Source organism: Priestia sp. YIM B13552, assembly GCF_042787775.1.
Classification (GTDB): Bacteria; Bacillota; Bacilli; order Bacillales; family Bacillaceae_H; genus Priestia; species Priestia megaterium_E.
Map to the genome: position 1 here is coordinate 235,527 of NZ_JBHZOU010000006.1, position 22,296 is coordinate 257,822.

Annotated in this window: 22 protein-coding genes and 1 pseudogene; 4 read left to right on the top strand and 19 right to left on the bottom strand. The window is 39.2% G+C overall.

Annotated elements, in window-relative coordinates; translation table 11 throughout:
* Positions 1–3: 3 nt before the first annotated feature.
* The 3 genes from ggt to allC are packed head-to-tail and all read right to left on the bottom strand — an operon-like array spanning position 4 to position 4,162.
* Positions 4–1,614, bottom strand: coding sequence for a gamma-glutamyltransferase (ggt, locus tag ACFX40_RS22330; protein ID WP_377256367.1), 1,611 nt, complete (start codon positions 1,612–1,614; stop codon positions 4–6).
* Positions 1,615–1,657: 43 nt separating this feature from the next.
* Positions 1,658–2,908 (bottom strand): pyridoxal-phosphate-dependent aminotransferase family protein, encoded by a 1,251-nt coding sequence (locus ACFX40_RS22335; protein WP_098432190.1) that lies wholly within the window; start codon positions 2,906–2,908, stop codon positions 1,658–1,660.
* A 12-nt stretch (positions 2,909–2,920) separates the two neighbouring features.
* Positions 2,921–4,162, bottom strand: a complete 1,242-nt coding sequence (gene allC / locus ACFX40_RS22340; RefSeq protein WP_377256422.1) for an allantoate deiminase — start codon at positions 4,160–4,162, stop codon at positions 2,921–2,923.
* 306 nt (positions 4,163–4,468) lie between these two features.
* Between allC and ACFX40_RS22345 the strand changes: the two genes are divergently transcribed.
* The gene (locus ACFX40_RS22345; RefSeq protein WP_028409151.1) at positions 4,469–6,052 is read left to right on the top strand and encodes a PucR family transcriptional regulator; all 1,584 of its coding nucleotides are present in this window, start codon (positions 4,469–4,471) and stop codon (positions 6,050–6,052) included.
* Positions 6,053–6,116: 64 nt separating this feature from the next.
* Here the strand turns inward: ACFX40_RS22345 and ACFX40_RS22350 are convergent, their stop codons facing one another.
* Both ACFX40_RS22350 and ACFX40_RS22355 read right to left on the bottom strand, forming a co-directional pair.
* Positions 6,117–6,431, bottom strand: coding sequence for an MTH1187 family thiamine-binding protein (locus ACFX40_RS22350; RefSeq protein WP_028409152.1), 315 nt, complete (start codon positions 6,429–6,431; stop codon positions 6,117–6,119).
* A 124-nt stretch (positions 6,432–6,555) separates the two neighbouring features.
* Positions 6,556–7,731 (bottom strand): C40 family peptidase, encoded by a 1,176-nt coding sequence (locus ACFX40_RS22355; RefSeq protein WP_028409153.1) that lies wholly within the window; start codon positions 7,729–7,731, stop codon positions 6,556–6,558.
* A gap of 452 nt (positions 7,732–8,183) precedes the next feature.
* Between ACFX40_RS22355 and ACFX40_RS22360 the strand changes: the two are divergent.
* Positions 8,184–9,708: pseudogene (locus ACFX40_RS22360) on the top strand (catalase); the annotation flags it as partial.
* A gap of 217 nt (positions 9,709–9,925) precedes the next feature.
* Here the strand turns inward: ACFX40_RS22360 and ACFX40_RS22365 are convergent.
* Complete coding sequence (locus tag ACFX40_RS22365) at positions 9,926–10,327, bottom strand: hypothetical protein (protein WP_274155533.1); 402 nt, start codon at positions 10,325–10,327, stop codon at positions 9,926–9,928.
* A 303-nt stretch (positions 10,328–10,630) separates the two neighbouring features.
* Positions 10,631–11,968 carry a sodium-dependent transporter gene (locus ACFX40_RS22370; protein ID WP_028409155.1) on the bottom strand — a complete coding sequence of 446 codons (1,338 nt, stop codon included), beginning with the start codon at positions 11,966–11,968 and terminating at the stop codon, positions 10,631–10,633.
* Positions 11,969–12,140: 172 nt separating this feature from the next.
* Here ACFX40_RS22370 and ACFX40_RS22375 point away from each other — a divergent pair, with 172 nt between their 5' ends.
* Positions 12,141–12,593: a hypothetical protein gene (locus ACFX40_RS22375; protein WP_013083800.1), complete on the top strand. Its 453-nt coding sequence runs from the start codon at positions 12,141–12,143 to the stop codon at positions 12,591–12,593.
* A gap of 42 nt (positions 12,594–12,635) precedes the next feature.
* Here the strand turns inward: ACFX40_RS22375 and ACFX40_RS22380 are convergent, their stop codons facing one another.
* Positions 12,636–13,061, bottom strand: coding sequence for a DUF6843 domain-containing protein (locus tag ACFX40_RS22380; RefSeq protein ID WP_014459441.1), 426 nt, complete (start codon positions 13,059–13,061; stop codon positions 12,636–12,638).
* A gap of 189 nt (positions 13,062–13,250) precedes the next feature.
* Between ACFX40_RS22380 and ACFX40_RS22385 the strand changes: the two genes are divergently transcribed.
* Positions 13,251–13,397 (top strand): hypothetical protein, encoded by a 147-nt coding sequence (locus ACFX40_RS22385; protein ID WP_016764718.1) that lies wholly within the window; start codon positions 13,251–13,253, stop codon positions 13,395–13,397.
* A gap of 18 nt (positions 13,398–13,415) precedes the next feature.
* Here the strand turns inward: ACFX40_RS22385 and ACFX40_RS22390 are convergent, their stop codons facing one another.
* The 11 genes from ACFX40_RS22390 to kdpC all read right to left on the bottom strand — a co-directional run bounded on the left by ACFX40_RS22390 (position 13,416) and on the right by kdpC (position 22,289).
* Positions 13,416–13,832, bottom strand: a complete 417-nt coding sequence (locus ACFX40_RS22390; protein WP_013083802.1) for a DUF350 domain-containing protein — start codon at positions 13,830–13,832, stop codon at positions 13,416–13,418.
* Positions 13,833–13,846: 14 nt separating this feature from the next.
* The gene (locus tag ACFX40_RS22395) at positions 13,847–15,106 is read right to left on the bottom strand and encodes a glutathionylspermidine synthase family protein (RefSeq protein ID WP_060746316.1); all 1,260 of its coding nucleotides are present in this window, start codon (positions 15,104–15,106) and stop codon (positions 13,847–13,849) included.
* Positions 15,106–15,426: a hypothetical protein gene (locus ACFX40_RS22400; RefSeq protein WP_013057715.1), complete on the bottom strand. Its 321-nt coding sequence runs from the start codon at positions 15,424–15,426 to the stop codon at positions 15,106–15,108. The genes ACFX40_RS22395 and ACFX40_RS22400 overlap by 1 nt, the downstream gene beginning before the upstream one ends.
* Positions 15,426–15,884, bottom strand: a complete 459-nt coding sequence (locus ACFX40_RS22405) for a hypothetical protein (protein ID WP_060746317.1) — start codon at positions 15,882–15,884, stop codon at positions 15,426–15,428. Before ACFX40_RS22405 ends, ACFX40_RS22400 begins: the two co-directional genes overlap by 1 nt.
* A 115-nt stretch (positions 15,885–15,999) precedes the next feature.
* Complete coding sequence (locus ACFX40_RS22410) at positions 16,000–16,461, bottom strand: hypothetical protein (RefSeq protein WP_013057717.1); 462 nt, start codon at positions 16,459–16,461, stop codon at positions 16,000–16,002.
* A gap of 464 nt (positions 16,462–16,925) precedes the next feature.
* Positions 16,926–17,813, bottom strand: a complete 888-nt coding sequence (locus ACFX40_RS22415) for a sulfite exporter TauE/SafE family protein (RefSeq protein ID WP_336064443.1) — start codon at positions 17,811–17,813, stop codon at positions 16,926–16,928.
* 249 nt (positions 17,814–18,062) lie between these two features.
* Entirely contained in the window at positions 18,063–19,157 is a 1,095-nt protein-coding gene (locus ACFX40_RS22420; protein WP_377256372.1) for an oxidoreductase, read from the bottom strand.
* Positions 19,158–19,247: 90 nt separating this feature from the next.
* Complete coding sequence (gene lepB / locus ACFX40_RS22425; RefSeq protein WP_013057720.1) at positions 19,248–19,802, bottom strand: signal peptidase I; 555 nt, start codon at positions 19,800–19,802, stop codon at positions 19,248–19,250.
* 254 nt (positions 19,803–20,056) lie between these two features.
* Positions 20,057–20,491 (bottom strand): CBS domain-containing protein, encoded by a 435-nt coding sequence (locus ACFX40_RS22430; RefSeq protein WP_028409161.1) that lies wholly within the window; start codon positions 20,489–20,491, stop codon positions 20,057–20,059.
* A gap of 35 nt (positions 20,492–20,526) precedes the next feature.
* Positions 20,527–21,669, bottom strand: a complete 1,143-nt coding sequence (gene kdpDN, locus ACFX40_RS22435) for a KdpD-like non-kinase potassium sensor (protein ID WP_060746321.1) — start codon at positions 21,667–21,669, stop codon at positions 20,527–20,529.
* Between the two features lie 53 nt (positions 21,670–21,722).
* Positions 21,723–22,289, bottom strand: a complete 567-nt coding sequence (kdpC, locus tag ACFX40_RS22440) for a potassium-transporting ATPase subunit KdpC (protein ID WP_377256376.1) — start codon at positions 22,287–22,289, stop codon at positions 21,723–21,725.
* Between the last annotated feature and the right edge of the window lie 7 nt (positions 22,290–22,296).

Sequence of the window (22,296 nt, forward strand, 5' to 3'; positions counted from 1 at the left end):
GATCTAATAAGCAACAACCGCTCCGTCTGTTCGCGCTTCTGTGCCGCCGTATAATACACCGGTTTGTTCATCTCTTAAAATAATCTGCCCTCTTCCAAACGTATGTCTGCTCGTAGCCACATGAATATCATGCCCTTTGCGTTCTAATGCTTCTACAATATGTGAAGGCATTTCTTTTTCCACAAGAACTTTTTTATGTTCAATCCACTGCCATCTTGGTGCATCTAAAGCTGCCTGAGGATTTAGATGGAAATCGATCATATTCATGACGACTTGCACATGTCCTTGAGGCTGCATAAATTTGCCCATTACACCGAATGAACCTACAGCGCTTTTATTCTTTGTTAAAAATCCAGGAATAATGGTATGGTAGGTCCGTTTTCCAGGCTCTAATCGGTTATGGTGCTGTGGGTCTAACGAAAAATTATGCCCGCGGTTTTGCAGGCATATGCCCGTATTAGGTACGACAAGTCCTGAGCCAAAATCCATGTAATTACTTTGAATGAATGATACCATGTTTCCTTCTCCATCAGCTGTCGCTAAATAGATCGTGCCGCTATGAGACGGCTGTCCGGCTTCGGGAATAAGCGCTTTTTCACCAATCAGCCCTCTGCGCTTGTTTGCATAAGAATCATTCAACAAATCTTCAACTGCTACTGTCATTTTATCAGCATCTGTAATGAATTTTTGTCCATCTGCAAACGCTAGCTTCATGGCTTCAATTTGCTTGTGGTATGTATCGACAGAATCTTTGGCATCGAAAGAAAAGCCTTTTAGCGTATTTAAAGCTAAAAGTGCAATAAGGCCTTGGCCGTTAGGCGGAATTTCCCACACATCATATCCTCGGTAAGAAGTTGAAATCGGCTTCACCCACTCTGCTTTAAAAGCTGCTAAATCTTCTTTTGCTAAAAATCCGCCGTGTTTTTTCGAAAAAGCTGCTATTTTATCAGCTAAATCCCCTCTATAAAAAGATTCTCCATTCATTTCGGCAATTTCAAGCAGCGTAGCAGCATGGTCTGGCGATCGCCACATTTCCCCTACTTTAGGAGCTGATCCATTGTTGGTAAATGTCTCAAACCAGTGCTTATATTCGTCACCTTTTAACGCGTGTGTAAATCGTTCAAACGCTCGTTCCCAATTGTACCCTAAAATCGGGGAGATTGGGAACCCTTCTTGTGCATATGAAATAGCAGGCTGCAGCACTTCTTTTAACGATAGCCGCCCAAAGCGTTTTGACAGCTCCGCCCACGCACTCGGGGCACCTGGGACCGTAACAGGAACAAAACCGCGAGCGGGCATCTCTTTTATCCCCATGGCACGCAGAGCCTCAATAGAGATAGAAGCAGGAGCAGGACCGCTTGCGTTGAGTCCGTATAGCTCTTCATTGATCCACACAAGAGCAAATGCGTCTCCACCAATTCCATTTGAAGTAGGCTCTACAACCGTTAAACAAGCCGCGGAGGCAATAGCAGCATCTACCGCATTGCCTCCTTTTTTCAACATTTCAAGACCCGCTTGAGCGGCAAGAGGCTGACTGGTTGCTACCATTCCATTTTTTCCAAACGTACACGTACGCTGCGATGCATAGGGGTGTGTAAAAAAGTATTCGCTCATAGAAAATCTCCTCTTTTCTTTATATGATGAATAAAACGAATCTTTACAGACTAGACAACGCTACCTCTTCCTCGTAAACTTCTAATGCTGCTTGCAAAGCAGAACCTGCATTCACGGTTGCACGGTTTCGAATAAGCACTGCTTCAAGACCAGCCAATGTAAATAGAACGTTGTCTTTTCGACAGCTGTATCCCATTGTACCGATACGCCATATTTTTCCGTGCATCGGCCCAAAAGAACTTGCAATTTCAATCCCAAATTGTTCAAGGAGTGTAGAACGAACTGCCTCTCCGTCAATACCTCGGGGAATTAAAACACAAGTAACGGTTGGAACTTTTGAATCCTCATCTCCGAATAAAGATAATCCCATTGCTTTAATACCGGCTACAAGTGCTTTTTCATGGAGGCGATGCCTTGCAAATCTTTCCTCTAATCCTTCTTCTAAAATAACGCGCAGCCCTTCTCTTAAAGCATAGAGCATGGACGTTGCTTCCGTGTGATGATTTAATCTGCGCTCACTCCAATAGTCTTGAAGCTGACTCAAATCAAAATAGTTGCTGATAATATTCGGACGCAGACGAACAGTTTGAGCATCTGCTTTTGTGGCAATTCCTTTTTCAACTTTTTTGCGTTCCATGATAATTTTTTCAATACGATCATTGTACGTAATAGGTGCCATGCCGGACGGAACAGATAAACACTTTTGTGTGCCTGCAATCAATGCGTCAATGTTCCACTCATCTACTTTTACATCCGTACCCCCAATAGTGGCTACTGCGTCGACGATAAATAAAACATCTTGGTTGCGGCATGCAGCACCAATTTCTTTAAGAGGCTGCATTCTTCCTGTAGACGTTTCACCATGAACCATTGCAACAATTTTCGGATTTACTTTTTTTATTTCACGGATAACTGTTTCAGGGTCAAATACTTCTCCCCATTCGCATTCAATATTGTGTACATCAGCTCCGTAGCGCTCGGCAATTTCCGTTAATAAATAGCCGAAGCGGCCGAAAATCGGAACGAACACTTTATCGCCAGGCTCAATTACACTTGCAAGAACTGCTTCAATCCCAGCTCTAGACGTTCCATCAACGGGAAAAGCCCATTTGTTTTTGGTTTGAAATAGTTCACGAAGCATTTCCATCGTTTCGTTCATAATGTGCGTAAATGCGGGGTCAAACTGACCTAAAATAGGTGTTCCTAATGCTCTTAATACGCGGGGATCTGCTTCTACGGGTCCGGGGGTCATAATCGTACGCGGCGGTGTATGAAGCTGTTTTGTTATAGTCATGTCAAATTCCTCCTAGTAGGCAAGTTTATATAATAGTTCTATTAAGACCTTTACTCCTTTTTCTAACTGTTCTCCTTTGGTGAATTCCTTTGGGGAATGGCTGATTCCATCTTGGCTCGGTACGAATAACAAACATGTTGGAACTCTTCGTCCGAATACCTGCGAGTCGTGTCCTGCACCGCTTACTAATTCTCGGGAGGAGATATTCTTTTCCGAGGAAATAATTTTGGAAAGTTCAGATAATTTTTCGCTCATGGCGACAGGTTTTTCATCCATCCAGCAGTCGATATTCACTTCTAAATCCCCTGCTGTTCGCTTTATAATTTCCTTCATTTCTCGTTCTGTCTCTTGTAAAGCCTCATATTCATGATGTCTTATATCGACCGTGAATTCTACATATCCTGGTATTACATTCGGTGCATTTGGAGAAAGTGTAATTTTGCCAACCGTTACGTATAAAGCGTTATGATATTTTTCGCTCAATTCAATAAATGCTTTAGCAAGTTTGCAGCTCACATAAAATGCATCTTTTCTGATGTTCATCGGGGTTGTGCCTGCATGGTTACTTTCACCTTCAACAGATACTGTAAATCGTTTCTGTCCGACGATACTAGAAACAATTCCGATATCGCAATGAGACATTTCAAGCTGCTTTCCTTGTTCGATATGCAGTTCAATAAAAGAAGCGATGTCCGTGCGGTACGGCTCGCTGTGGAGGCCTTTTCCGAAATTGAGCTGTTTCATTGCGTCATCCAGCTTAACCCCTTCTTTATTTATAACATGTTTTGCATCACTTTTGCTGTGTAATCCATTCATATTACCTGATCCCCAATACGTAAGAGGAAATCTACTGCCTTCTTCTTCACAAAGTGATACGACCTCTAAGGTTTTTGTAGGGGATCCGTAATGCGCATATAGGTACTGCAGAGCAATGATACCTGCCACAACACCAAACGCCCCGTCATACTTTCCTCCGTTTATTACGGTGTCGATATGGGATCCTGTTAAAATAACTTGTTGTTCTGAACCCGTTCCTTGCAACCGTCCAAATAAATTTCCTACATCATCGTAATACGTTTTGAGGTGAAGTCCCTTCATTTTTTCTTCCAATGCCTTTTGAGCTGCATTCCACTGTTCCGTATATAAAAGCCTCGTGACCCCTTTTTTTTCATCTAACCCAAACTGTGACAGCCAGCTAACGTTTTCTTCGATTTGCTGACAAAGCTTAGATTTTCCCGTCATATCTGCAACCATTGCTATCCCTCCTGCTATCTTCATTTTAAGAAAATGACTGATTGTTTTCATTAACACTTCCTACAATGATTTAGTGTTTTTTTGGCTATTATCACTAAATATATAAAGTCTTATATACGTCACTTTTTCTAACATTATATGTTATTTATTTTATCTTACAGGATTGAATACACTTCTTCATTAACAATTTATACATTTTTTTCTGAAAATTTTATTTATTTTAACTAAACTTTCTTATAAAATAAAAGATAGATAAAGATACGCGCAGGGAAATGTGAGAATTTTTAACAAAGGGAGTAATAAATAATGGAACTACAAACTCTTTTACGCATTCCAATTTATGAGAAAGCATCTGTAGTAGCTGGGCAAAAAGGAGTCACCCGCAAAGTACATAACGTCAATATGATGGACGCACCCGATATTTTATCTTTTTTAAAAGAAGGAGAATTTTTAATTACAACGGGTTATCACTTCAAAGAACATGAAGAAAGCTTAGCAAAACTTGTAGAAGGAATGGCTAAAAAGAAATGTGCAGGATTGGCCATCAAAACGAAGCGCTTTTTCGAACACGTGCCTGCTTCTATTTGTCAGCTAGCTGATGAACTTCACTTTCCGATCATTGATTTCCAAACGGACGAAACGTTAGGCGCGGTTATTAACGAATCTCTCAGCTTTATTTTAGATAAAAAAACAGCCGAGCTTCAGCAAGCGATGGTCACACATCAGCTATTTTCCTCATACATCTTACAAGGAAAAGGCATTGAGAAAATTATGCAATCCATTCAAACGTTATGCAATGCTCATGTTGCCCTTTTTGATACCCATGGCCATGAACTCTTTTATACAAACAAACGCGAACCTTTTTCACTCCCGATGGAAGAAGCGGTAGCGGGCGCTAAGCAGCTGTTTTTACGAACGTCAAAATATACAACCTTTTCCTTTTTACACACCAAAAAAACCGTTACGCTTTTTCCGATTGCGACACATACAAGAAAGTACAGTTATTTACTTATTGAACATCAAGTTTCTTTATCCGATTCAGCGCTCCTAACGATTGAACAAGCGACAAACGTTTTATCCTTCGAAATGATGAGGCAGCAGGCTTTGTATGAAGCTGAACGGCGACGAAAAAACGATTTTTTCAATCAGCTTGTTAACAATTATTATAAAACGCTTGAAGATGCTTCCTTTCAAGCGCAGATGATGGGCTTATCAGCAGCAAACAGCTATATTTGCGCCGTCGGGAAAATCCACTCTACATTCACGCCTTACAGCGATGATGATATGATCTATGAGCTCCTTCACTATGAGTTATCAGCAGGTCATCCAGAGGCCATTTTGTTTTTCTATGACAATCTTTATATTCTTTTGTTTACACCTCATTCTCAACCTATGATTATAGAATGCTTGCATCGCTTGCAGGAAGCTGTTTACCGTCACTACGATAAGCGAATGTCATTTGGAGTTGGAAACCAAAGCCAATCCCTACTTACAATCGCTGACTCATATAAAGAAGCTGTTGAAGCTCTTGAAACCATCCATTTTAAAGATCAGTCGAAGCTTATTCAATTTTATCAGCCAAAACAGTTTAAAGAACTGCTGAGGTTGCTTCCAGCAAACGATTTACAGGATTACTATTCTCAAACATTAGAAGGTTTGCTGCAGTACGATAAGAAAGATCGCTCCATCTTACTTGACACGCTGGAAACATATCTAAATTCCAATTGCCAAATCTCAGAGACCGCTAAGCAGTTATTCGTTCACCGGAACACGGTGATCTATCGAATTGAAAAATGCGAAGAATTATTAAAAAGACCTATTCACACGTCAGAGGAAACTCTTAGGCTGCGCGTGGCTTTTCAAATTTTTTCTCTTGTGCATGCTAATTAAGTATAAATACAATAAAAAATGCCTGAGTGGATACTCAGGCGTTTTTTATTGTATTTCATATTATTTATTTCGCTTTTAATTTAGACTGTACTGATTGTAATTTCCCCGCCATCGTATGATTTTCTTTATCACGGCGATCATCAATTCGTAAATTTGTACATACGCGCTGAATGCCATTTTCAAAAGGTACTTCATGCATCTCTTGAACAATTTTTAGCAGCGTGCTTAATTCCCCTTCAATCAATGTATTCATAGGGGTTAATTGGTATGTAATTTCATTTTCATGCTTGGCCAACACTTTTTGAATATCAGCTACGTACTGACTCACGCTTGGCGTTTCCGTACCTACCGGAATAATGGTTACATCTACAATAGCCATGTTATACACTCCTTTTATTTGTTCCCTAGTTATCATACCAAATCGCGCAAAAATTTCCTACTTTTACGTTTATGGTGCATAGAAAAAAGGAATAGTTCTACAACTACTCCTTTTTGTTACACTCTTATAGGTAACGCTTTGCTCCTAAGTAACGTTTTGACCAGTAAGAGTTGCTTAGTGATGTGATTGTCACGCCTGTTGAAGAACCTGCATGCATGAATTGACCGTTTCCGATATAAATTCCAGCATGACTAGCTCCTGGTTGGTACGTTTCAAAGAAAACGATATCGCCAGGCTGAGGTGAGCTTACACGCGTACCAGTTTGATAGATGCTAGCAACTGTACGAGGAAGACTTACACCTACTGCATTGCGATATACATAGTTAAGGTAACCACTGCAATCAAAGCCTCCAGGCGCAGCTCCACCCCAAACATAAGGTGTTCCCATAAAACGTTTACCATATGAAATAACTTTTGAAGCTGAGCTTGAGCTTGTGCTGCTTCCTGTTGATGTTGAAGGTTTTGAGCTGCTAGAGCTGCTTGAATTTAATTTATTCAGCGTATCTGGACCCGCTTCTCCGTCTACTAATAAACCATTTGCACGTTGAAATGATTTTACTGCACTTGTTGTAATTGAGCCAAAGTAGCCTGTTACACCAGCTGAGAAGTAACCTTTATTTTTTAGTTTTTGCTGAAGGCTGCTTACTGCTGAACCTTTCATACCTTGACGTAAAATAGTTGAGCTGCTAGAGCTAGAACCACCAGTTGAAGCGCTAGAACCGCCATTTTTTAATTTACTCAACGTAGCTGGACCCGCAATTCCGTCCACAGACAGTCCGTTTGCACGTTGAAATGCCATTACTGCATTTTTTGTAATTGAACCGAAGTATTGAGTCGTAGTTCCTTTAAAATAGCCTTTATTCTTTAGCTGCTGCTGTAAAGATTGTACGTTTGGTCCAGTTGAACCAACGCGCAGCAATGAACTTGAGCTAATTGATGAACTTGATGAGCTTCCGCTTCCTAGCAGTTTATTAAATGTAGATGGACCTGCAATACCATCTGCAGACAAGCCATTTGCACGCTGAAACGACTTTACTGCGCTAGTCGTGATTGAACCGTAATAGTTTGTTGTTGTACCGTATGTAAAATAACCTTTGTTTTTTAATTTTTGCTGTAATTCTTTCACATCTGAATTACTTGTTCCTGGGTGCAGCGTAGCATCTCCTAAAGCAGCTTCACTAATTGTAGGTACTACTGTTAAAGATCCACATAACGCTAACGAATATATCAACTTTTTCATAAAAAAAGGTTCCTCCAATGCCATAATCTACTAATCTATAAGACGTTTACATTGTAACAACACATTATTACAAAATAACATCACTAATATTACATTTATGTTACAGGAAACGACAGTAGCGCAGGTGTATGGTGTATATTGTCGTAGTTTATTGTCGTTTAACACTTAATAAGTTCGACAAAAAAGCTAATATATTCCAATATTATTCCTTTTCCTACACTAATAATAGGTAAAAAATCACCCGTAACATTATCTTTATATTTCAAAAAAAACAATTTATTTTTTTTTGAAATGTGAAACTTTTTTTAAATTTATTCGTTTAGCGGATTTGTTCCCCTCTTTAGTAAAACAGCTTTTCTTCTAAAAATTTATATTATTTCCATATTAATGAATAAAAAAGCGAGGGCTGAAAAAAATAGTCTTGTTATGTTTGAAACAAGGAGGATTATTTTATGAGCCATAAAGGCATTCATGGTACAAATGTTAGCGGATCAGGTGACTCGGAAGACAAACGCTATGCAGCCGGAGAAAACGAGCAGACGCTTACAACGCGTCAAGGTCACCCCATTCGTGATAACCAAAATTCTCGAACGGTAGGCAACAGAGGACCTGCTACTCTTGAAAATTACCAGCTGATTGAAAAACTTTCGCATTTTGATCGTGAACGTATACCAGAACGTGTTGTTCATGCCCGAGGAACCGGAGCTCACGGATATTTTGAAACGTACGGAAAACTTGGGGATGAGCCCGTTGAAAAATACACCCGCGCAAAAGTTTTTTCAGGAGCAGGCAAACAGACGCCCGTTTTTGTCAGATTTTCTACCGTAACTCATGGAAAGGACTCTCCAGAAACAATGCGAGACCCAAGGGGATTTGCTGTAAAGTTCTACACAGAAGACGGAAACTGGGACTTAGTAGGAAATAACCTTAAAATATTTTTTATCCGCGATGCTATTAAATTCCCTGATTTGATTCATGCTTTTAAGCCCGATCCTGTGACAAACCGTCAAGATACCGAGCGTATTTTTGATTTTATTTCTCACACCCCTGAGGCTATGCATATGATTACTTTTTTATTTTCACCTTGGGGAATACCTGCTAACTATCGGCAAATGCAAGGTTCCGGTGTTAATACATATAAGTGGGTAAACAAAGATGGCGATGCGTTTCTTGTGAAATACCATTGGGAACCAAAACAAGGAATTAAAAATTTGACCCAAAAGCAAGCAGAAGAAATTCAAGCTAAAAATATCAGTCACGCCACTCAAGACTTGTATGAAGCGATTGAGAGCGGTAACTACCCCGAGTGGGAACTTTGTATACAAATCATGGAAGATGGAGAGCATCCTGAACTGGATTTTGATCCGCTTGATGACACGAAAATTTGGCCGGAAGACCAATTTCCATTTCTACCAGTAGGTAAAATGGTTCTAGATAAAAATCCAAGCAACGTATTTGCTGAAACGGAGCAAGTCGCATTTGGTACGGGTGTACTTGTAGACGGGCTGGATTTTTCTGATGATAAAATGTTGCAAGGAAGAACGTTTTCCTATTCCGACACGCAGCGTCACCGGGTGGGAACAAACTACTTGCAGCTGCCTATTAACGCGCCGAAAAAACATGTAGCAACAAATCAACGCGACGGTCAAATGGCCTATCATGTAGATGCTGCTCCAGGTCAGAACCCGCACGTGAATTACGAACCTTCTTCTCTTGGAGGTCTTCAAGAAGCGCATGACCATCCAAAACCTCATCAGCCTTATGTTGAAGGAAATGTAAAAAAAGAAAAAATTGATCGCACAAATGACTTTAAGCAAGCTGGTGAACGCTATCGTTTACTAGAGGACTGGGAACGTGATGAGCTTATTCAAAATTTAGTAGACGGCTTAAAATGTTGTCATCATACCGTTCAAACAAAGATGATTGAGCTTTTAACTCAATGTGATTTTGACTATGGCAATCGAGTAGCAAATGGCATTGGTCTTCTAATGCATGATGATGGTTCCCTAGAAATTGAAATGGGAGCAGAAATGACTCCTACATACGGCAAATTGCCAAAAGAAGGCGGTTCACCGTTAGGGAGCAACAAAGCTGCTGATGCGGTAGAAGAAGCTAATGAAAAAGGACACGATGCTCATCCTTATTAACAAAAAACATCCTGCAGCGACAGCAGGATGTTTTTTGGGTTAAACGCTTATGACCAAGTAACGGCAAACACGTGGTAGTCATTTTTTAACTGTGGCGCATCAATGGGTGTCCCGTGCTGATATCCTTGTTTCACTCTTTTAGGATGTAAGGGTTGAACCCATTCTTTCACTTGCTGTTTTGTACCATTTGCTAAAATATATACACAATCAGAAAATGCCCCGTCATTGTTTGGACTATCAACTTTTAGTACTTCCACTAACACATCTTGGACACACGTTTTTCTCTGAATACACATAAGCGTATGGTAGATAATATCAGTGGACACATCGTTATTTAAACGAAAGCCCACCTTTTTTTGTTCAAAAAAAGACGAGAATGAGACGATTGGTAATGTCTTTTTTTGTTCATACGCTTGAGATAAAATCTTGACAAGAACTTCTCCACTCAAGATGATCCCTCTTTCTAAAAAACGCTTCATCACAACATATGTGAGCATTTATTATGCTCATAGGATAATATATTATCATAGTTTAATTCTGTGGTGTTAGTCTTTTTTGGGGTTTTTACACTGGGAATTATACCCGCCTATTTCTTGCGTTTCCCTGACGTTCTCGCTACTAGCAACACAATTATTAATAAAATAAATACCCCTGCCCCTGCAAACATATCATATAAGAAATCAAGCATCATACTCCTCCTCTTCCTTCAAAAAAACGCTGTTAAAACCAAGCGTTTTAACAGCGTTTTTTCGTTAGATAAAGCCTAGCATATTAATAAATACAATGATAATTAAAACAGGTGCAATGTATCGAATAGCAAGAAGCCATAAAGAGAACCAGCGCTTCACATTCGTTGAACCGTGCTTAAATTCTTCAATTAGTACATCTTTTTTCATTTTCCAAGGAACAAAGATGGCAATTAAAAGAGCACCTAGTGGCATAAGGATATTACTTACAAGAAAATCGAAAGAGTCAAAGATGCTTTTTCCAAAGATCGATACGTCACTTAATAAACCATACGATAGTGCTGAAGGTATTCCTACCACGAAGATTAGCAAGCCCGAAATCCAAGATAGCTTTATACGCTTATGCTGCTCTCCTTTGGCTAAAGAAGCAACAATAATTTCTAACATCGAAAACGCAGATGTCAAAGTGGCAAATAAAAACAGCGCCAAAAAGAAAGTTTGAAACACAATTCCGAACGGAAGCTGTTCAAAAATAGAAGGCAATACAATGAATAAAAGACCTGGTCCTTCCGTCGGTTTTACACCCATTGAGAAGACCGCAGGGAAAATTGCCAGTCCTGCTAGTAAAGAAATCAAAATATTTAACGCCGAAATTGAAATAGCCGATTTTGGCAAGTTTTGCTGCTTAGATAGATACGAACTGTACGTAACCATAACTGAAACGCCTACGCTAAGGGAAAAGAATGCTTGTCCCATCGCAAACAAAATGGTTTGGGATGTAAGCTTTGAAAAATCCGGATACAAAAAGAAAGATACGCCTTCCATTGCCCCGTCTAATGTTAAAGAACGAATAATGATAATAATAAATAAAATAAAGAGAGCAGGCATTAAAATTTTGTTTGCTTTTTCAATACCATTTTGAATGCCTCTTGCTACTACAACAATTGTTAAAAGAAGAAAAACAAGTTGAGAGATAACAGCACTTGTTGGATTAGCAATGGTCGAGTTAAATAAACTCCCGTAGTCACTTACTCCATTCAGCTGACCCGTGACGCTTGCAAAAATATATTGCAAAATCCAGCCTCCTACTACACTATAGAAGGATAATAAAATAAAGCATGTGATCACACCTAAATACCCGATTCCTTTCCATAGGGAACCGGGAGCAACTGCATCATATGCACGAATTGCTTCTTTTTGTGTATGTCTACCTAGTACAAATTCAGCGAGTAAAAGCGGCAAACCAATAATTGCTGTAAACAGGATAAACAGTAAAAAGAAGGCCCCTCCTCCGCTTGTTCCGGCTACATAAGGCAGTTTCCAAATGGCTCCGATTCCAATTGCGGAACCGGCAGATGCCAAGATAAAGCCGAGTTTTGATGTCCATTGTTCGTTTTGACTCATTTTTTCTCACCATTTTTCTTTATTTATTCTGATTTGTCATACTATATCATACAACCCTTCTGTCGAAAAGGGTTTTTGTTGTTTTAACCCTCATCATGTGTTATGAATAGTATGTAGGTTTCATGAATTATTTTCGTAACTAAAAAAAGTTTGACAGTTAGAGGTACAAAAAATGACAAATCAGCAAGTAATACAGCAACAATTTTTAGATAAGTTCCTTGACTTTATCTTAGTAAAATGTCCAAACTGCGAACTATGTGCGCGAGTTGTAAAACTGGATAAAAAATTGAGCGGGTCAACGCACTCATGCACGTGTCCTCACTGCGGTTATCTAGACGTAACCAACGCTGATAGCCAAGGGCCGTTAGAACTTTCTGAAGCAGTAGATCCTTTTTTTCAGCTTCCGCTTTACTTAGAAACGATATGCCCTGAACGTCGGCTTTGGGCTTATAACTTAGATCACCTTCAGTATATTGAATCTTATATTGAAGTTAAAACATGCGGGGCTTGTTTCGACGAGCTGTCGGTTGAACATTCATTGCCAGATTGGGTAATTCATAAGCAAGAAGAAGCATTAAGTGAAATTCAACGTTTAAAAGATACCGTTTTTTGCACATTCAAATGAAGATAGAAAAGAAACGTTGCCAAAGAGGCAACGTTTCTTTTCTTACGAAGAACTTTCTTCGGTAAGTTTTCTTCGATAGTCTCCGGCCTTATCGAACTCTTTTGCGGTGCCGACGAAAAAGTAGGTTACCGTATGATTTTTGTTACCTTGAGTCGTTCCATGAATCATTTTACCCTGCTTCAATTGCTTTCGCTCTCCATTTTTATTTACATAGAAATATTTATTTCTTGCCCAGCCGCCGCCGCTTAAAAGCGTTTTGGTTTTCCCGACTCCCTGGTCATTTACTTTAAATACAGTGTAGTCTCCTTCTGTCTTGCTGGGATTTCCGTTATCTTTATCATATTCGACCATAACCCATCCTTTGTACCCTTCTGGTATAAGGAAAATGCTCGGTTGAGACGTTTCATCTGGGCGTCCACATCCAGCTGCGATTATAATCATTAAGCACAAAATGAGCCACCTTTTCACTTTTCCCAACTCCTTTCTTAATAAAAGACGTGCCTCTATACTGCTTTTAGTTTTTGTTGAAGGTAAGATTATATTCTTTTTGCATCCCTCAATTTTTTCCAGTTCACCCAGTCAAATATGATATATTTACGTATTGTTTGTCACACACTATTAGCAGGCGTTTACAATTTACATGGGAGGATAACAAAAATGAGCTATGTTTTTTTATTTATTTTGCTCTTTGTCATTCCGCTTTACACACAGCAAAAAATTGTTCGTGCCGACCGTGAAAATACACGTACATTATTACTAAGTGAACACGAGCAATCTGGACATAAAAAAAGCGATTCCCCGTAAAACAGGAATCGCCTTCTTTTAATATGTTAAGCTTCCGGCCACAATAAGGCCGACGGCAACCGACGCTGCAAAAAGAGTTACTCCAACCGCTATATTTCCTTCTTCTACTTTTTTGGCTAGGCTCGTTTTGGGCGTCATGATAAATTCAATAATCCAATATGCTACTACTTGAGTAATGATACCTACTACTCCCCAAAGAGTTGCATCTACCAAATTTAAGCTGTTGCTCCATACAGTAAAAATGACAATAGCAAGCCCGATTCCTTTTCCCCATAACTTCAAAGCGACCGCCACATTGCCTTTTTTTATGAGTTCACGGTCATTAAATTTTGTTGTTAATTCAAATACCATAACTCCGATAAATAATAGCCCTAACCCTACCGCTACGTGAGATAAAAAACTTCCTATACTAGCCCAATCAATCCATTGTGTCATTTTTATTCCCCTTTTCATTTTAATCCAATCGGCAAATAATAAGATTCGTTATCGGTAATTTGATTTCCAGCTCGTATTCCTACTGCGCTTGCTTTTCCATTTAATAAAAAGCACCCGTACATGATATGAGCCTCTATTGTTTGCGTTTGAGTCTTCATCGTTGCAGTTGGCAAAGGAATAAACTGTTGATACACAGCCGTGTATTCTTGATATGTTTTCTGCTGATCTTCGTCTATTTTGATTCCGTCTTCATTATAAATTTCAACGGTATCTCCCTCACGACCAAAGGATGGTTTCTTCACAAATGCTTGTTTTCTTTCAATAAATGGATCTTCTTCTAAATACGTTGGTAAAAAGTATGTTTCAATGATGTGATGCTCTTCTTTAGTGAAGAAAGGATGATGTTGTTCATGCAAAGCCCAAATGAGTGCTTGCACGGCTTTGGACTGCAGCAAAAATGCAGAAGGCGGATTGATTATGGCTACTTGTTTTTGCTGTGCCAATGTTAAAAGCATGTGTCCGACTTTTTCATTCGTACTCGGATCTTCATCTTCAATTAAATGTTCAAGCGGATACGTTTGGCGATAGAGTACGTCTATTTTTTGTCCATATTGATCATACACGCCCGCTTCTATATGTTCACCTTCTTCCACTGTAGAGGAAGGAACAATCCGAAGCTGCGATAATGGAACGTATGTAGCATCTACATCGGCTAGCTTCATTAAATAAAGAGTCGTTAACTTATCTTCTTCATGCGTATCGTGCGAAGAAAAAACGACGTTTGGATAGTTCGTTCTATCGAGCTCGTTGTAAGCTTCAAAAATGGCGTGTTTTAATGCTAAAGCAAGCTTTTTTTCTTCAAGCTTATTAGGGTTTTGTACTTGAAAATGCCGACAGACTAACTCATTTACATGAAATAATTCTTTAATGAACGTAGGCGTATCCGCATTTAGTTCTAAAAGCTTAATTTGATCAGTCGTAACAGCAAAATCAAGGCGCGAAATCACACTTTCTGTTTCCATCGTTTTCAGTCGTAGGTACGGGAGGCTGTCTTTTGGAAATCCTAAAGAAAAAAGCGTCTGATCATCTAACGAACGAAGTAAAGGTGCAGTTTTAAAAAATAATTCTCCAATTCGATTTGCAGCTTCTTTAATAGAATCAATGATATGAGAAGACTCTGTATGTACGTCATAAAGAGCATACTCTGTTCCGTATAAATCGTGCCAAAAATCTTCAATTTCTTTATAAAACATTTCTCGTTTTTCTTTATGCATTACCCGCCAAAACCGCCTTTAGAGCCGCTCCCAATTCCAGATTTATACGAGCTGCTTGATTTAAATGATTTATAGGCCGATGATGAGGTCAACTGTTTTTTAGAGCCGTAGTAGCGGCCTCCGTGATAATATGAGCCGCTGTGCGAAGAAGAAGAATCTGAACAGTAGTACGTTTGGGTATCTTCATCCCACTTCCACTTGTCACACGATTTATCTTTCGGTTTAGCTGGTCTTGCCTGATCAGTTGAACCACAGGCAACGAGCGATGTCATTAAAGCTGTGGTCAAAACCCCGGCCATCATTTTTTTTGTTTTTGACATTACGCCTTACCCCCTTCATACGTTACGCCTGTTTTTGTTACATATAAACTGTACACGCTGCGATCTTCATCAATTTCCGCAGAGTCTCTTTCCCATTCCCATCCATTGTAGTATGTATAAACTGTTCCGATATAGCTTAATACGTCCAAATGCGTATAAAATGAAGAGACGAATAAAATCGGATGTCCTCGAAGAGAATTCAGTTCGCGTACTTCTAACGTAATCTCTTTGTTATCGTCTTCTGCTTGCTCTTTCGGCCCATGTTCATGTTCTTTTACATAAATAATATGTATATCATCTTCGACTGCAGATGAAGTTTGTTTATACGTTACTCCTTCTTTAACAAAAAATTCGCATTCTCTTCGTGCTAAAATTTGTTCAAGTTCAATAGATTGATAGTGATAAATAGATACAAACGTATCATCAGGCTTTAGCAGTCGGTATTCTAACTTTCCCATTGTGCAACTCCTTTTGTGACTTTTTTGTGAACGTTCTTTAATAAATACGCACAGATTTTCAAAAAGTTTCAATTTTTCTCACATTAAAAGGCTTAGCTTTAAATAAGCTAAACCTTTATTTTTTTATCACATCTGTCACAACTTCATAACCGCCTGTGTATGGGTCGAATACATATTCAAGCATGCCGTTTCCACGATTGACTTTAAATAGATAACGGTATTTTTTAGGGCTGTCTTTTGCTGGATATACGTATTTTCCTTTTTGGAACTGACTTAGCAAGAGCTGTTCTCTTTGCGCAAGCATTTTTTTTGCTTCATTATAACCATACAGCGGGAGATTTTTGGCATAGAGAACCGGTACGAATACAAGCACAACGACTGAAATCGTAATAAGCCCTTGTTTAAACCAACGCATAAATCTCTTTGGATTTCGCGAAAGTAACATTGTGATGACAATTACTACTAACAAAGGAACAATATATACTTGAACATACGGAATGTTTGCAAATACAGGTCGATTAATCAATAAGACAATTACTTCGATAGCTGCTACTAATACTAAAATAAAATAGACCACTTACTCTTCACACCTCGACGATTCAATGAATTTTATATGTGTTAGAAAGTATTCCCACTCATGAATGAACTCGTCTATTGTATCATAAGACGCAAAAAAAATATCTACGCTTCTCTATTTTACGGAATTCAGATAATAAAAGAGATTGAGACATAATGAAATCACCCCAATCTAAAGACGAACAAATGGGATAATGCGCTAGTATGGCCCCTTTGTTACACCGCTGTTGATTTCCGTACAAGGCTTCGCTTTCCGAGGGCGACCGCTCCTGCCGGGTCTCACCTGTTCCGCTTTTTACGCATAAGTCCTCGCCTTGCCCTCCAGCCAACAGCTAGAGGACACTACATACATGAAACTGCCTTCCCTCTAACCATAAAAAAATCTGAACACATTTGATTCTCTATCCAGAATCAAACACGTTCAGATCTTTCTTTAACTGAGCTACTTTTATTCCATCCTTTTTATTATGAAACTTCTACGTTTCGATTTTGATTATATTTTTTTCCTTGTAACAGTGAGTAAATGATCGCTGCTGCCCACACGATAAGTATGAATGCATATACAGCTATCTGAGTAGAGCTGCTGGGTACCCAAGTGTTTAAGAGTGTTCGAGCATTTGTTAAAATGATAAACCCACCAACAAGTGAACCAAGCAAGTGAGCCGGGATAATACGAACAAACCATGCAGCAATCGGAGCCGCGATAATTCCGCCAATCATAAGGGCGCCTACCCAGAACCAATTTACCTGCTCCCAGCCAAGAGAGATTAAAAAGCCAAGTGTAGCCGAGACGGCAATAGCAAATTCACTTGTATCCACGGTTCCAACGACTTTCCGTGCTGTTGTGCCTTTTTTAGCTAGCAATACAGGCGTTGCTATCGGCCCCCAGCCGCCTCCTCCTGTAGCATCAGCAAATCCAGCAATTAATCCCAGCGGAATGGACTGCTTCGTCGATAAAGGTTTGGTGCTCTTTTCTTCGTTTGTTTTAAACGTAAATAAAAAACGAAATAACACATAAACTCCTAGAAGTAATAAGAATGTTGAAACGTAAGGCCTTACCGCATCTCCAGGTAAATTACTTAGAAAGCAGGCTCCTACAAAAGCTCCGATGGAACCCGGGATAATTAGTTTTAACACCATCGATTTATCTACATTTCCAAATTTAATATGCGAAACACCAGAAGCTGCTGTTGTTACAACTTCTGCTAAGTGAACAGATGCGGAAGCCACAGCTGGTGCAATTCCAAACGTTAAAAGCAGCGTAGTTGATGTCACCCCGTATGCCATTCCAAGTGATCCATCAATTAACTGAGCTAAAAAGCCAATAAGTGCAAACGTAATTAACTTTTTCATGTTGTCCCTCCACTTTCATCTTCTGTTAGAAAGCACAAAAAGGCCTCCAACAGTTGTTTGCTAGAAGCCTTCGGTATGTCCGATCAGCTGTCCGTTTTATGAATAAGTTGTTTATATTGTAATCCTAACTATTCCTAGAAGTCAACTGTGTTTTTAGTTTTTCTTTTAGTCTATGTATGCTGCTTGGTTATAGTATCAGTAAAATAAAATTCTTATTGTTAAGTCAACAACATAAAAACGACCGCTCACTTAATAAGGGCGGTCGTTTTTATGCATATCTTGCCAGTGAGCCAGCACTTCAGGTGGCAAACTCACATCTTTATCTAATGACGTCACATCCATAGAAGCGGGCTCATCGCTATTTATCACTTTTTCTACCCAATCTGGCTGTACAACTAATGCTTGTTCAATCGTAATTAAAGCCAGCCCTTTCTCAAAAGCTTCTGCTACTTCTGTTGCCGTAAGTCCTCCTGTACCCACAAGAGGGATCCGGTGATTAACGTGCTTAATAATCGAAGAAACCAGTGAACGATTTTCTTCACTACTTAAGGTAGGTTCATGCAAAGCACTGATATGTAAATAGTCAATTTCTGTATAAACAAGACGATCAATCCACTCAAATGTATCTTCCACTTTATTTCCTAAATAGCCTTTTTCTTTGGGTGCTAATGTATATCCCACAATAAATGGTTTGCCCGCATGAGCTGCTCGACGCGTCACTTCACGAATAACTTCAAGTGCAAAAGTGAAGCGGTTTTCTGCGCTTCCTCCATAAGAATCGCTTCGTTCATTTGCTTGCCTTGACATAAACTGCTGCAGTAAGCATTCATTTCCTCCGTCAATTTCTACTCCATCAAACCCGGCTTCCATAGCTCTGGTGGTAGCTTCGCCAAACGCTTGAACAATATAAGTTATATCGCGCTCGGTCATTTGAACAGGCTTTTTGCCTTTACGTTTATGAGGCTTTTCACTTGGGCTAATGGCTTGCCATTTATTTTTCATTTCTACGCACTTTCTTCCCCCGTGTGATAGTTGAAGAATCGCTTTAGCTCCTCTTCTATGAATCATTTGGGTTAGTTGATGAAGCTTTCGTATAACCTGATCACGATGAATGCCGATTTGACCATGTGCTACTTGGCCATTTTCTGTGATAAACGCGGGGCCGATAATTACCGTACTGACGCCCCCTACTCGTTTTTCGTAAAAAGACATATCAAGATCGGATATTTCTCCGTTTTCCCGTGAAGCGTATGTGAGGATAGGTCCCATTGCTAATCGGTTTTTCATCTCAAGAGCATCAACAAATTTAAAATGCTTAAATAATTTTTCATAGGCTGTCTTCAATTAATTCACACCTTTTTTCCTTAGCTTGCCCATCTAGAAGCCGAGTAGACATAGGCACAAAAAAAGAAATACCTTCGCCGGCATTTCTTTTTACGTTGTTTTTCTTATTTTTTTAATGGGGTAAAATACAAATTCGCTTTTTCCGACAATCCGTTTTTCATCAATGAGACCTAGACCGTTGCGGCTATCCATACTGTACAAACGGTTATCACCCATTACAAATACTTCGTTTTTAGGTATTTGAACAGGTTCAAAATCTCCTGTAAGCTCCATATCCATGTTATTGGCAATTTGACGATTCGTTTTTAAATAAGGTTCACTTACTTTTTTATCATCAATATAAAGCTGATCTTTTTTCATTTCGATTTTTTCACCTGGCAGACCGATTACTCTTTTTACATAATGCTTATTCTTAGCCTCATCTTTAATAATCACAATATCTCCGCGGCGAATATCATGGAGCGAATACGACAGTTTATTCACAAACAAACGCTCTCCGTTATGCAGCGTTGGGTTCATTGAAGCGCCTTCTACGATATACGGAGAAAATAAAAATGCGCGAATCATAAATACTAGAGCGATAGCGAAGATAATAGTTTTGAATATGCTGCGTAATTGATCGCTTTTTGTTTTTTCCGTAGTCAATATACTTTGTCTCCTTTGTACAGCTCACTTTTCTTATGTAAAAAAGCAAGAAACCTCTTACTTTAACACTTATTCTAACTTAATCATAGAAAGAACTGAAATCAAATGTTTTATGTTATGTAAAAAAAGAACCTCTAACAAATGTTAGAGGCTTACATTACGCAAGTTTCGTCTTTACATCTCTTATTATAACATTAATTATATAAAAAAAGACTACCTTTTATGTAAAAATTATGTTTTTTACGCAAACTTAACTAAATCTTCACATTTAAAGACGTTTCTCCATGTATAAAAAGTTGAGAGATACAATACTCTATAATCTCTCTTCGCCGCACGAGTCCAATAAAAATATTTTGGTCATCTACAACTGGTACAAAATTTTGTTCAGACGCACGTGACAAAATACTTTCCATTTCATCATTAATGGTGATAGGTTCATAATCACGATGCCTTGGGACCTCTTCAATTCGCAGGTGTTCTAGCTCATGAAGTTCTATATGTTCTAGGCTTTTTAGCTTCCATAGCAAGTCTCCTTCTGCCAAAGTCCCTACATATTCTCCTTTTTGGTTAATGAGCGGTACAGAAGAGTAGCGATGATATTCCATTTTCTCCAATGCTTGACGAACAGTTGACCGTGTCGACAGGGTAACGACTTCTTTTTTCGGGAGTAAAAAAAACGCAATATTCACTCATATTCTCCTTTTAGTATACATCCATTTTATTGTTATTGCTTTGCTGAATCTGAAACAATATGAATGTCGATGTTATAAGTCTGTCTCATAATCGTATTCACAATAGACCCTTTTCGAATCTCTTCCCACCTTGTCCTGGCTGATTGCCCTAGTAAGATTTGAGTAACGCGATACTGCTTGGCTACGTTCACAATCACTGCAGCTGGTTTTTGGTTTTTAGCTTCTTCAACAATTAGCGATGCGTGAAAGCGATCAGCAAATTCCCGCCACTCTTTAATTTGTGCTTTTTGCCTTTCAGTTTGCTCGCCTGTAAAAACATGAAGCAGCAGCAAATCTGCTTTCAATCGGTTTGCCATTCTCCAGCCTCTTCGAATCAATTTTTCAGCTGTTCCACTATATTGAATGCATACTAAAATGCGTTCGCAAATACCTGTTACGCCAATTTCATGGGCATGAATGAGCTTACCGTCCACTTCATCCGCTACTTCTCGGAGCGTTAATTCACGAAGGGCATGGAGATTTGCGAGCTTAAAAAAAGACTGCAGGCTTTGTTCAATTTTATGAACTTCGTATATTTTGCCTTCACGAAGACGCTTTTGCAGCTGTTCCGGCGTAACATCGACAAGCTGAATTTCATCTGCTTGCTGAATAAATAAATCTGGCACTGTTTCACGAACTTTTACCTGGGTAATGGCATATACGAGATCATGTACGCTTTCCATATGCTGAATATTCATTGCTGACATGACTGAAATGCCTTGGTTGAGCAGGTAAGAAACATCTTCAAAACGTTTTTTATGACGGCTTGTCGGAACATTTGTATGAGCAAGTTCATCGATAATTACAACTTTTGGGCGCCTTCTTACAATCGCCAGCAAATCAAGCTCTTTCAATTCTTTTCCTTTATAAAAAACGGTTTCTCTTTCGATTACTTCTAGATTTCCGATCATCTCTTTAGTCTCGTGCCTGCCGTGTGCTTCTATATATCCAACTACGACATCTATGCCTTCTTTGACTAAATCGTGCGCATCTTGAAGCATTTTATACGTCTTTCCTACTCCCGGCGCGGCACCGATGTAAAGTTTAAGCTTTCCTCGCTTCTGATCATGAAGTTCACGCAATAGTTCTTCCGGAGTTTTTCTTCGAAAGTATGGATGAGCTTCTTTTTCTTTCATTGTTTGTACTCCTTTATCACACTCGCTTCAATACATGAAGCGAGTGCATGTAATTAGCGCTTTCGTTGAACAGCTAAATTTAGCTCTACTACATTTACTCGTTTTTCACCAAAAGCTCCTTGCTGAGTGTGTTCTTTGATCAGCTCTTTTAGCATGTTGGTTTTAATGTGCGCCGCTTTTGCCACTCGTTCTGCTTGTGCATATGCAGCTTGTGGCGTAATGTCAGGATCGAGTCCAGAAGCCGAATTTGTGACGGCATCAACTGGAATTCCTTCTTTTGGCACCTCGTTTTCTTTTTTCCACGCCGCTACGGATTTCTCGATACGATTCGTAAGATCTTTATTTGAAGGTGCTAAATTCAACGACCCAGATCCTACCCCGTTATAATCGATACTAGAGACTCTGCCATGGAAAAATTCATTGCTTGTAAACTGCTGTCCAATGAGCTTAGAACCGATAACTTGGTGGTTGTTTGAATAGATTAAGCTGCCGTTTGCTTTACTTGGAATAGCTGTTTGAGCAATACCTGTCATCACAACAGGATAAATAAGACCACAAAGAATTATCATCATAATTGTTAAGCGAACAATAATGCTTCCCGTTCGTTCTGTTTGTATCATCGTTTCT